At 30.9% G+C, this 12,868-nt stretch carries 10 protein-coding genes; 7 read left to right on the top strand and 3 right to left on the bottom strand.

Going from position 1 to position 12,868, the window contains the following annotated elements; translation table 11 throughout:
• The first annotated feature begins 184 nt into the window (after window positions 1–184).
• On the top strand, window positions 185–2,296 hold the full coding sequence (locus EI427_RS20800) for a hypothetical protein (protein ID WP_126618588.1): 2,112 nt from the start codon (window positions 185–187) through the stop codon (window positions 2,294–2,296).
• Window positions 2,297–2,428: 132 nt separating this feature from the next.
• On the top strand, window positions 2,429–3,841 hold the full coding sequence (locus tag EI427_RS20795) for a sulfatase-like hydrolase/transferase (protein ID WP_126618585.1): 1,413 nt from the start codon (window positions 2,429–2,431) through the stop codon (window positions 3,839–3,841).
• A gap of 208 nt (window positions 3,842–4,049) precedes the next feature.
• Here EI427_RS20795 and EI427_RS20790 read toward each other — a convergent pair whose 3' ends face one another.
• The 3 genes from EI427_RS20790 to EI427_RS20780 form a co-directional block, all read right to left on the bottom strand.
• Complete coding sequence (locus EI427_RS20790; protein ID WP_126618583.1) at window positions 4,050–4,478, bottom strand: hypothetical protein; 429 nt, start codon at window positions 4,476–4,478, stop codon at window positions 4,050–4,052.
• Window positions 4,479–4,596: 118 nt separating this feature from the next.
• On the bottom strand, window positions 4,597–6,561 hold the full coding sequence (locus EI427_RS20785; protein WP_126618581.1) for a DUF2075 domain-containing protein: 1,965 nt from the start codon (window positions 6,559–6,561) through the stop codon (window positions 4,597–4,599).
• 50 nt (window positions 6,562–6,611) lie between these two features.
• Window positions 6,612–6,824, bottom strand: coding sequence for a helix-turn-helix domain-containing protein (locus EI427_RS20780; protein ID WP_126618579.1), 213 nt, complete (start codon window positions 6,822–6,824; stop codon window positions 6,612–6,614).
• A 606-nt stretch (window positions 6,825–7,430) separates the two neighbouring features.
• Here EI427_RS20780 and EI427_RS20775 point away from each other — a divergent pair.
• The 5 genes from EI427_RS20775 to EI427_RS20755 all read left to right on the top strand — a co-directional run bounded on the left by EI427_RS20775 (window position 7,431) and on the right by EI427_RS20755 (window position 12,731).
• Window positions 7,431–8,036, top strand: a complete 606-nt coding sequence (locus tag EI427_RS20775) for a hypothetical protein (RefSeq protein WP_126618577.1) — start codon at window positions 7,431–7,433, stop codon at window positions 8,034–8,036.
• A complete protein-coding gene (locus tag EI427_RS20770; RefSeq protein ID WP_126618575.1) occupies window positions 8,033–8,323 on the top strand; it encodes a winged helix-turn-helix domain-containing protein in 291 nt (96 codons plus the stop codon). Before EI427_RS20775 ends, EI427_RS20770 begins: the two co-directional genes overlap by 4 nt.
• Window positions 8,324–8,533: 210 nt before the next feature.
• Entirely contained in the window at window positions 8,534–9,865 is a 1,332-nt protein-coding gene (gene creD / locus EI427_RS20765; protein ID WP_126618573.1) for a cell envelope integrity protein CreD, read from the top strand.
• A gap of 253 nt (window positions 9,866–10,118) precedes the next feature.
• A complete protein-coding gene (locus EI427_RS20760; protein WP_126618571.1) occupies window positions 10,119–10,412 on the top strand; it encodes a hypothetical protein in 294 nt (97 codons plus the stop codon).
• A gap of 66 nt (window positions 10,413–10,478) precedes the next feature.
• On the top strand, window positions 10,479–12,731 hold the full coding sequence (locus EI427_RS20755) for an Ig-like domain-containing protein (RefSeq protein WP_126618569.1): 2,253 nt from the start codon (window positions 10,479–10,481) through the stop codon (window positions 12,729–12,731).
• Window positions 12,732–12,868 lie beyond the last annotated feature (137 nt).

Here is a 12,868-nt window from a genome sequence, read left to right as displayed (position 1 = left end):
TCTCACAGAAAAAAGAAAATCTTATTAAAATTAATTTTGACAAAAGTGCATGCGTAATGTTATTAGAGAGGTTTCTTGTATCATAGAATTGATATAAGTCGGATTAGTGTTAATAATTAGAAGAAATTGTGGCATTTAAGGTGGTTGTGTTATTCATATTTGTGTTAGACATAATTGAATGAAAATGAACAAAGCACTAACACATCGCTCTTTTTATATTTTAGGGTTGATTATACTAATAACAACGCTCTCAAGTTTTTATCTTATTCAAGAAGATGAAGATATTATACACCTTTCAGTACTTCAAGAAAATCAATTTACAACTGATAATATTGAGGCAACTTCTACAACTGAAGGATTATCACTTTTTATTAAAAAAGGAGAGAAAGGGAAAATTACTTTTCATCCAAATGATGACTATTGGGATATCACAACTCATAAATTTATAAGTATTGAATTAGAAAATAATTCTACGGATAAAGTAAGGTTCGATCCTGTTATTTCTTATGATAATCCCCGTAGAAAATATGGGAAATCGAAAACAAACAAATTAACAAATAAGCATATTGGATATATAAATCCTAAAGAAACACTCATCTATAATTGTGTTTTAATAAGAGATAAAGTTACCGTAGAAGATTACCCACAAGCACAAGAGTTTCCGGGAATGAAAGGAATTCCTGGTGGTGTAATCTTAAATTTTGCTGGAGTGGATGCAAAACATATTAAAGGAATAAAGATTGAGTTTCCATCACAGGAGTTTGAACAAAAAGTAGTGCTTAAAAGAATCTTTAAGCATAAAAATGCAGTTCCAGAGTTATATACAAAAAACAAAGCTTCATTCTTTCCATTTATAAATAAATATGGGCAGTATAAACATGATGAATGGGTAGGGAAAATTACGAATGATGAACAATTTAAGGCGGCAATAGAAAAGGAAACTCTTGAATTTATTAAGTATACAGGTTCTAAAGAATGGAATCAGTTTGGTGGTTATTCTTCTGGCCCAAGTTATGAGGCTACGGGCAGTTTTAGAACTCAAAAAATTAATAATAAATGGTGGCTCATTGATCCTACAGGACATCTATTTTGGTCTACAGGAATTAATGGTGCAGGTAAATTATCTGTATCAACACCAGTAAGTGATAGAGAACACTTTTTTGAGGGACTTCCGGAAAGAGATACCGAAGAAGGAAAGCAGTTCTATAAAAAGGGAGCCTATAACCATGGTGCGGCCAATTTATATAGAAAATATGGAGAAAATAGTGAGTTAAAATACACTGAAATTTCTTTACAAAGAATGAAAAATTGGGGTTTAAATACTCTAGGAGGCTGGTCTGTTGAAAATATTAATGAGTTTGACGAAAGTAAACGATTGCCTTATACGGTAATTATTCATGAAACATCTCCAGAAATAAACGATAAATTTCCTGATGTTTTTGATCCGCAATGGGAAGTAAATTTAGAAGAGAATCTAAAAAATAAACTTTATGGTAAAGGAAATGATCCGTTCTTATTTGGTATTTATATCAATAACGAAATTCATTGGGGAACACCTAATAGTACAGCAAGTGATGTGCTCTCAAAAAGTAAACTTTCTTATGCAAAGCAAGAATATATTCGTGTAGTAAAAGAGGAGTTAAAGACAATTGAAGCCTTTAATACCTTGGTAGAAACGTCGTTTGAAAGTTGGCAAGAATTGGCAAAAACACGTATTGCTAAGAATGACATTAAATGGTCAGCTTTAGAAGAAGTTAATACAACATTTTATACTTTAATGTGCGAAACGTATTTTAAAACATCAAAAAACCTTGTAAGTAAATACGCTCCTAACAAAATGTATATAGGCTGTAGATGGCATGGGAAACATAAAAATAAGATTAATACTACAATAGGGGCAAAATATTTAGATCTTTTGTCTTTTAATGCCTACGAAAACGAAGTAGAATTTTATCCTTATCCCTCAAAAGAAATTGATAAACCATTTATTATTTCTGAGTTTAATTTTGGTGCTTTAGATGCCGGAAAATTCTTTACAGGTTTAGGGTATGCATCTACTCAAAGAAATAGAGGAGAAAAGTATGTAAACTTTGTAGAAGGAGCATTGAGAAATCCAAAATGCGTTGGAGTACATTGGTTTATGTGGGCTAACTCTACTACTGCTGGAAAAGGAAATGGAGAGAATGCAAATTGCGGGGTGGTATCTATGACAGACCAAATTTACTACGAATTGGTGGGGTATATGCGTAAAATAAATTACCATATCTATAACTACAGATCGAGCGCTGAGCTATAGAATAGCTTAAAATTGATGAAGGTTAGTACAATTTTGTCATCCATGTAAATCTACTTTATAATTGGATGCCAGATCTGTATTAGTTCCGTAAATTAAAGTAGGATTTGAAATGACGAACTAAATATTTTTTTAATGAAAAAGATTTCATATTTTTTATTATTGTTGGTGCTTGGTTTGGTAACAGTAGCTGGAATAGCTATTGACCAGCCGGTTAAGAAAAAGAATAAATCGCCTAACTTAATTGTTATCATGACAGATGATATGGGATGGGCTGATGTTGGTTTTAATGGCTGTAAAGACATCCCCACACCTAACATTGATGTTATTGCAGACCAGGGTGTAAAGTTTAACGAGGGGTATGTTAGTTTTCCTGTATGTGGTCCAAGTAGGGCAGGGTTTCTTACAGGGCGCTACCAAGATAGATTTGGGTACACAACAAACCCTTCTATCGATCCAAACAATGCAATATCTGGTTTACCAGTAGAGGAAGAAACAATTGCACAAGTATTAAAAAAAGCGGACTATAAAAGTGCAATTATTGGTAAATGGCACATGGGTACTAACCCCGTTTTTCATCCTTTAGTAAGAGGTTTCGATTATTTTTATGGTTTCCTTTCTGGTGGTCATAATTACTTTCCAGAAAATTTAACGCTAAATGGTTTATCAGAAGTAACCTCTAAATGGGGATGGTATAGAACTAAAATTATAGAGAACAGAGAGAACGTTGAAACAACAGATTACCTTACGGATGAATTGACGAACTCAGCAGTGAAATACATCAATAAGCAAGCAGATGCAGGAGAAAATTTCATGGTCTATTTGGCCTATAATGCACCGCATACACCACTTCAAGCTACAGAGAAATACCTATCTCGTTTCCCTAATATCACCAATAAAAAAAGAAAAACGTATGCGGCAATGGTTAGTGCTGTAGACGATGGTGTGGGTAGAGTTTTACAAACTTTAAAAGACAAAGGTGTAGATGAAAATACAATTATTGTCTTTCTTTCAGACAATGGAGGAGCACATAATAATGCTTCTGATAATGGTCCGTTAAGAGGTAAAAAAGGCGATCTATTTGAAGGTGGTGTGAGAGTGCCGTTTGCCATTCGATGGAAAGGTGTAATTCCAGCAGGACAAACGTATGAAAATGCGGTTTCTTCTTTAGATATTATGGCAACAATTGTGGCTCAGACTAATGTAAAAATTAGTAAGGAAAGACCTTTAGATGGGGTGAATTTACTTCCATTTTTAACAGGAAAAGATAAAGGAGCACCGCATGGTTATCTATTCTGGAGAAAGTGGGAACAGAATGCAATGGCTATCCGTCATGGTAATTATAAATTAGTAGCAAATAGTAAACAAAATACTATTCCAAGTGAGTTATATGATCTATCTGAAGATGGTGCTGAAACTATAAATATTAAAGCTGAAAATAAGAAAATAGCAGCTGATTTAACTGAAGAATGGAACAATTGGAATGCTCAATTAAAAGATAGAGTTTTCCCTACATTAGGTGGAGATAAATGGTGGGTTGCAGAATAATAGAGTAACTTTTTTTAATATACTGAAAGGCACTTCTACATGTAGAGGTGCTTTTTTTGTTTTTATCAATTGATAATAGGAAAAGAGACTAATTCACGTTTTAGTTGTGAAAAAGCCTCTTATTTATATATATTAGGTTTTGTATTCTAAGATTTGATTCATACATATTATTTATTGGATCGTTGGGATTCGTTGACGATATCGATGGCTATTCATTTTCTATAATTTCTTTCACTTTCATAAACTCAGCGATACTTGCTGCAAATGGTATAGCAGAAGCCCTTCTTGATTTATAATTTTTCAGATCTTTAAACTTCCATTTTAAACCTTTAAATTCTTCTGCTTCACACTTATCTAAACTAATAGTAAGGTAACTAAGTTGACTTGGTTTAGTTGGATAACCAAGATGTAAAAGTGTTTCTCGTGAAGTCACCCTAAATTCAGGCTTCCTAATCTTAAAAAGAATGGATGAAGTGTTATCACCTTTTTTATGTAATAGTAAATACTTCGAATTAAATGACTCTTTAGTCAATTTTAAAGCACCTCTATTATTATTCATCCTAAAGTTATAAATACCTTTTTCTTTAATCCATTCTAGGTGTTCTTTTGATCTATAGTAGGCTATTAATACATCCAACAAGTCCTACTAAAGCTATAAAATTTCGTATTTCTTCAACTTACCTATTTTTGTGTTTAACGAGGTAACTTAAACTAAGGAAAAGTAATTTTTATAAAAAAATAAATAGTAGTACAATTTAAATAACGGGTATGCCCATAGATTTCAGATAGTTGAAAGTACCATCATAAAATGAAGTTTTTCGTGTAAAATCATTTTTTGAACCTTCTGGTATAAAAATGGCCATACCTTGGCGAGCACGAGTAAGTAGCACTCTATACGTATTCAGTAGATACCTTTTATCTTCTTCTTTTTTCATAGTTTGCCATTTACTACCAACAAATTTTTGATAATTCCATTGGTCATTATCAAAAAAGAAATTACCTCCCCAAGCCAAGCAAACCCAATCTAGTTCTAAGCCTTGAACTGCAAATTCAGTTGAAGGAACTTCTAAAAAGGAAGAACTTCTTACATCATATTTATCATTAAGAAACCAACTTATAATTTTAGGCTTTTCAGAATTTGATCTTATTCCATTTTCGGAGTCAATACCAATTGCTCTTAACCTTCTTGCACCTGAGGAAATAAGCATTCCACACCTTTCACTTCCTTTTGCCTTTTTATTTATCCATTTTTTTGCCTTTTTTAGATCTCTAGTAATTACAATTGGGTATTGTAATAATAAATTGGATAAACTTTTTGTGTTTAGTTCATCTAAATTTAGAATTTGATGTATTAAGTTTGATAGATCCTCAGATCGAAATGATCTAAGGGAAACAGATAAATGAAGATCATTAAGAGGAGTCCCATTTTTATTTAACCAAGAATTTAATTCATAGTCATTTAGGTAGTCTTTATCTTTTGTTATAAGAGATGAATAATATAAATTCCAAACAGAATATTTTTCTTTTATAGCAGTTACCCATTCTTTTATTCCTGCTTCGCCTGTATTAATCTCTTGCCCTCCTCCAATTAGGCAAATTATAGTACACCAACCAGAATGACGATTCATCACATCAATTAAAAACTCAGGTTCAGACATCTTAAAATCTTTATGTCCTTTACTATTCATAAATTTTATTGCTTGATGTTTATTCCATGCTCTTTGAGCTTCATCAAAAACAACAACCTTTTCAATAGGAGCTTTTAAACTTCCAACATTATCATCCCTAAAGTGATGGATATTTTGAATAAAAGAATTTGCTTTTCTTTTAGCATCATCTGTCTTTAATTTAATTTTATTTTCTTTTGCAGTTTTCACCTCATCTTTAGCTAAAGCAGCTCTTAATACATCAACTAGAGGGCCATTTCCAGAAAGGAATACAGCATGTTCATCTTTACTCTTACTTTTTCTAATAGTTGCTATATTTAATCCTGCTAAAGTTTTTCCTGCTCCAGGAACACCAGTAACAAAACAGATTGACTTCTGATATTTCTCTTTACTTGAATCAATTATTTTAGAAATACAATTTGAAGTTCTTGTTAAGTTTATTGCTCCAGAATCAGACCTTGATATATCTTGAACATTATGGCCCTTATACAAAGCTTGAGCTGCCTCAATAATAGTTGGAGTAGGTTTATAAATTGAATTTTCCCATTGCTCAACATTTAGGTATTTCGTTTTTTTATTTTTTATTACAAACTGAATATATTGTGATAGGTTATGTGAGTTACATTTACCTATTTCAGTATTAAAATCAGGAATAGGATTGGCTCTCGTTGAAATGAGAATTGGAAATAAATCTGCATTATGACTTCCTTCATGAAAATTTCTTAAGTCTTCAGTATAATCAATAACCTGATCAAGTGAGATTGAATCAAAACTTTTAGAACCAACTTTAAATTCTACCACAAAAACTTTACTATCAATAATTATTATATTATCAACTCTTTTTCCCATTCTAGGAATGGTATATTCAAAATATATTTGACCTTCTAAACCTATCAGTTGGTTTTTTAATATGTCTATTTGAGCTTCCCAAGCATTCTTCTGAAGTTCTTCAAGTTGCTTGTTTTTATGGTATTTAAGTAAGAATCCTTGAATTGTTATTGTATCTTTTTTCAAAAAATCGGCAATGGTATCACCATAATAATATCTTTTCATAAATCTTGACAATTGGTCTTATTTTGTAATTAATTGGATGGAAATATTAATTATAGACCTTTTAGAAGATCAGACAGACACATCTCAAAACCTTTTGCAATCTTTTCAATAATGAATAAAGAAACATTCCTTTTCCCATTCTCAATATCAGTCATATAGGTACGATCAATACCTATCTCATTCGCAAACTTCTCTTGAGATATTTTTATTTGATTACGTAATTCCTTTACTCTTTTTCCAAAAACTACATTGATATTTTCCATGAAATAAAATTCATCTATTGTAGACGATCTTACAACGGACTATAGTCGACGAAATGTAAATTGGATATTTAAATTCAAAATAGCAGAGTATCCAAAAATAACTATTCAACTAAAAAATAAAAACGTTGAGGCATTGATAGTTAGTCTTTTGAAATAATTAACCTCTGTTGATATTTTAGCATATATAGTTTTTTAAATGAGCGAAGTAATACTCAATATTACAATTCAATTAGCACCCAACTTTAAATAATCAAACATTAACAATCATGCTAATCAGTCATGTAAAATTGGGTAGATTCGAAATAGTGGTGTCTTAATCATATACAACAGAAGTTAGATACCTAAATTGCTTAGGATTATATATTCAAGTAGAGCTAGCAACTTTGCATCCTCCTCATTAATGGGGCGGATAAATTGTGTTTAGTTAGAAACTAATACATTTTAGACTGTTAGTATTTACTCTTTAGCTGCTTAATAATATTAACAATGTGGTGTTTAATTAAAAAGAGATATTCTAAATGAATACAAAATAATAAACACATTTTTTCTATTAAATCTTGTTCTTAAAATTTTAATTTACTTACTTTGAATTACAAAGTACTTTTTATGAAAGAACAAGAATACATTAACGACCTTAAAGAAATCAAAGATATCATGAATCGTTCATCACGATTTTTATCTTTGAGTGGGCTCTCTGGAATAAGCGCAGGAATTTGTGCACTGATTGGTGCCTATTTTGCTTACGATATTCTATTTAATATAGGGTATGATAGAAATTTTATAGGAGAGAAAAAGATAAATGCATTAGTATTAATTGGTGTCTTAACACTAGTTGCTGCAATTGTTTCGGCACTTTATTTTACATTAAATGAAGCTAAAAAGAACAATCAGAAACTATGGGATTTACAAGCTAAAAGATTACTAATAAATTTATTTATTCCGTTAGCAACAGGAGGTATCTTAACGCTTTCTTTAGTAGAAAAAGGCTTTATTGGCCTTGCAGCACCGCTAACACTTATCTTTTATGGTTTGGCGTTAGTAAATGCAAGTAAGTATACAAATTCAGAATTAAGAGGACTTGGTATTTTAGAAATAATTTTAGGACTTTTGGCATCGCAATTTATAGGGTACGGTCTATGGTTTTGGATTGTAGGTTTTGGCTTTTTACATATTGCGTATGGTTGTTACATGCATTTTAACACGAAAAAGTGAAAGATTTATTAAACGATCTAAATAAAGCCTTCGAAAATAAAGTTCGATTAGGGATAATGGCGGCACTTGTTGTAAATGAGTACCTTGACTTTAATTCCCTAAAAGAATTACTTGGTGTAACTGATGGAAATTTAGCAAGTCATTTAAAATCTCTTGAAAAAAGTGAATTTGTCTCTGTTAGGAAGGAATTTCTTAACCGAAAACCAAATACAAAATATGCAGCTACATCTGAGGGGAGAATTGCTTTTTCTAAACATATTAAGGCTATTGAAAACTTATTAAAATAAAAATTTTATATCTATACTTTGTATTTCAAAGTACTTTTAAAAATCAAAAAATGAACTATACAAGAAAGAAAAAATCTTTATTTAGAGATGAATCAGACATCAAAAAAATGCAAACTTATCTATCTATTCGATGTGTGATTTCACATTGGTTCTCACTTTAAAAAAATTTATCTAATCACTTTGTAATTCAAAGTACTTTTAATTATTAATATGGAAAATCAAGAGAAAAAAAGCTGGAAAAAAAATACAGTAATGGTTAAAATAGGAATCATAGGCATACTGATAGTATTATTACTAATTCCTTTAGCGTTAATACAAAATGTTATTGATGAGAGAGAGTTTTTAAATGAAAAGGCAATTGATGAAGTATCATCAAAATGGGCAAATAAACAGCAAATTAAAGGACCAATTTTAACTATACCTTTAGTTTTAGAGAGAATTGACAAGGAGGGAGAGAAAATTAAATACACACAGGATTGGATTGTCCTACCAGATCAACTTACTGTAGATGGGGTAATTACTCCAGAAGCATTGGGGAGAGGTATTTATGAAATAATTGTCTACACCTCACAATTAAATTTAAGAGGAAAGTTTGTTTTGGATGAGGTACCCAATAAATCAGAATTAATAGAAATACAATATGATAAAGCATTTCTAACCATTGGTATTTCTGATTTAAGAGGAATAAAAAATCAGATTAAAATGAAATGGAATGATAATTTATTGACGGTAAAACCTGGAACAAAAATTCCTGATTTAATAGAAAGTGGGGTTACAATTCCAATAGCTCTCACAAAAGAAAATTTAAGTAGTTTTGACTTTAATTTTGATTTAGATTTACAAGGCAGTCAAAATTTATCATTTATACCATTAGGAGCAACAACACAAGTAGCACTTAAATCTAACTGGAATTCACCTAGCTTTGTAGGTAACTTTTTACCCGATCAAAGAGATATTACTGAAGAAGGGTTTACAGCTTCTTGGAAGGTATTACAACTCAATAGAAATTTTCCTCAACAATGGATTAGTCAAGAATTAAACTATAAACAAATTATTAATAAAACAGAATTTGGGCTTAATCTTATTCTCCCGTTAGATGATTATCAGAAATCAACACGTTCAGCAAAATACGGGTTAATGACTATAGTTCTAACTTTTTTAATCTTCTTCTTGATTGAGATTATTAATAAAACTAGGATACACCCTTTACAATATGCAATGGTTGGTTTTGCACTGAGCATATTTTATATCTTATTGGTATCAATATCGGAGCATACTAACTTTAATTTTGCGTATGGAGTGTCTACTTTTTCTATTGTTACCATGATCTTTCTGTATTCTCTTACACTCTTTAAAAATAAGAAATTATCGTACCTATTACTTTCAATACTCTGTGCTATCTATAGTTTCTTATTTATAACACTACAAATGGTTGACTATGCGTTATTGATGGGTAGTATTGGTATAACAGTTATTCTTGCTTGTACAATGTATTATACAAGAAAAATTAATTGGTATAAACTCAATTTAGAGACAACTTAGAAAATGTTTTTACTGCTATATTTAGAGTAGCGGTGACTGTGTTAATATATAAAAGAGAAAGATGCATTCGTGTGTTTTTCTCTTTTTTGAGTTGTAAAGAAGCATTTTATTCATTTTGTGTTCAGAATATCAAAGATGTGTTATCAAATCTTTTGGTATGCTAGTGATATGTTTTTTTACGCTAAATGTAAATATTCAATCATTGTAAATTGTCTATACAAACATTTTTTTTTGACTAGACTTTTTCAATAAAATGGTTAATCAATTACAACTTACAGTACTACTTATTTTGATAGTACTACAGACTACTTTTGCAAACAGCTTTTTACAAGAGACAGAAGCAGAATCAACTACATTTTCAGATGAAATTGAATTAGCTGATCGTGTGAATGCTTCGGGTGGATCATTTATAAAACTTACAGGAGAAGAATCTTTAAGTTGCACAATTTTAGATGTGCCAGAGGATGGAGATTACGACTTCAGAATATTTTATTTTAACGGAAGTAAAGAACAATCGTTTTTCTATGCTATAAACACAAACGAATAACAAACTGCTACTTTATCACCGTCCAATTGGGCGTACCAAGGTGTGGCAGGGAGTTTTAAATTTACAGTGACTTTAACAAAAGGAGAAAATACAATTACAATAAAATCTCCAATCGGTGAAACTTTATTATTGGATAAATTTGTGACTTCGGAGGTACAAGAAGAGGTTATTTTAGATACCTATTATGTGAGTGCTGATGGTAATGATTTAAATACAGGAACAATTGATTCTCCGTGGAAAACATTAGTAAGAGCTTCTCAAGCAGCATTGCCTTTAAATGAAGGAGGGATTTTTAAGGCAGGTGATAAATTATTATTTAGAAAAGGAGACACTTTCTTAGGTAACTTAGTAATAAAAAGTGTAGGTACAGAAGATGAACCTATAGAAATTAGTAGTTATGGGGAAGGAGAATTACCAATAATTTCTGGATCTGGAGCTATTGAAGGAGGAGATTATTTTGAGGCTATTAAATACATTAATGTATCTCATGTGATAATGTCTAACATTTGGGTAAAGAATGATAGACAGAATAGTGATAGATCGAATTGGGGAGCAGAAAAAAGTTTTGGAATTTTAGTGGTTGCCAACAAATGGGCTACAGGTATTTCAGAAAATCTAATATTTAGAGACCTAAAAATAACAGATGTATTTGGAACGTCTTTACCAGAAGATTTTGATGCATTAAATGTAACAGGTCTTCGTTTTGAATCAGATAGCAGTGAAGTGGATAAAACGATAACCATAAAAGATGTATTGATAGAGGATTGCTACTTTTCTAATATAGGTAAAGCAGGTGTATGGTCTATTCATAAAGGAAAAGGAACGGAGGACGACGAAGTAAATAGATCATTGAATTTTATCATCAAAAATAATCATTTTGAAAAAACGGGAGGTTCGGGGATTATTTTATCTAAAGTTAAAAATGCATTGGTTGAAAATAACTTTTTTGATCACTCAGGACATAGCGATCCTAACGAGCCCCGATTAGTAGGTAGAGGAAGTGGAATGTGGGTTTTTTCTTCAACAGATATCTTAGCGCAGTACAATACATCTTTAAGCATAAGAGGATATAACGATTCTTATGGAATGCATATTGATTTTGGAAATAAGAATATCATCTTTCAATACAATTATAGTGAAGATTCTGAAGGTGGATTTGTTGAAATTTTAGGTGATAACCACAATGTTGCTTATCGTTTTAATGTAAGTGTAAATGATGGTGTAAGAGATTTTCATGGAAGTACTATTTGGACATCTGGTTTTGTAGGAACAACTACAGTAGATGGAAATACTGTAAAAAATGATCCTATTCCTTCTGATGGAGTATATATTTACAACAATACAATCTACGTTGATGCAGCTATTAAACCAGATTTTTCTTTGTACAGTAAGAATACATATATCTATAATAACATTTTTGTGCAAGAGGGTGATGGCGTAATTGGAGAAAATGTAGAAATGGAGATGCAAGGTGAATTTATTGTTTCGAACAACTTATTTGAAGGAAATATTAGTACTGAATTTACAGACTTAGATAAGCATTCAATTTCTGAAAAACCATTATTTATAGAGCGAGGTGCAAGAAATAAAGAAGGGTATCAAATTAGTGAAAATAGCCCTGTAATTAACGGAGGGGTATCATTTCCAGAACCTGACTTTCCTATGGCAGGGAAAGGAATTTTTAAAGATATATCGCTTAAGTTAAATAAAGATCCATTTGGTAATGAGGTGAATTTGGATAGCTATCCTCCAAATATTGGTGTGGATAATAGATACAATTTCTTTGATGATAAGGAGGATATCGAACTTACATCAATTGAATTTAAATTAACTGAGCAACTCCTTGAAATTGGGGAAGAAAAAATGCTGAAAATTATATTTACACCTTTAGATGCATCAAATAAAAATATAGAATGGAAAAGTTCGGACAATGAAATAATAACAGTAAACTCTAATGGAACAGTAACAGCTCTTAAGGAAGGGGATGTTACAATTACAGCAATTTCTATTGATGGTAGTTTTATTGCTGAAATTAAACTTACCGTTAATTCAGGAAAGGTGACAAGTATTGATAATTTTGGTCAAGAAAAAGTAATTATTTATCCTAATCCAGCTCAGCAGATTCTACATATTTCTACAGATAATTGGCAAGGTGATAAAACGGGTATTTTGATGAATTTAATGGGGCTAGAAATATCATCATTTAAATTGCAATCTAAAAATAAGATAAGAATAGATCATCTAGAAAGAGGACTTTATCAGTTAATTATTATTGATACAGATGGGAAAAGAAAGACAAAAAAAGTAGTCTTAAATTAATATTCCATCTGTTATCATAAAAAGCCAATTGGGAAGTAATCTCGATTGGCTTTTTGGATTTAAAAGAATTGTATGACTTTAAGAAAAAATTTTAGTATTTACAGAAATCAAAGAGTAATAATAATAGAATTTATGAT

The organism is Flammeovirga pectinis (genome assembly GCF_003970675.1).
Taxonomy (GTDB): Bacteria; Bacteroidota; Bacteroidia; order Cytophagales; family Flammeovirgaceae; genus Flammeovirga; species Flammeovirga pectinis.
The sequence above is the reverse complement of the archived record's forward strand: the minus strand, read 5'-3'. Positions and strand labels throughout refer to the sequence as shown.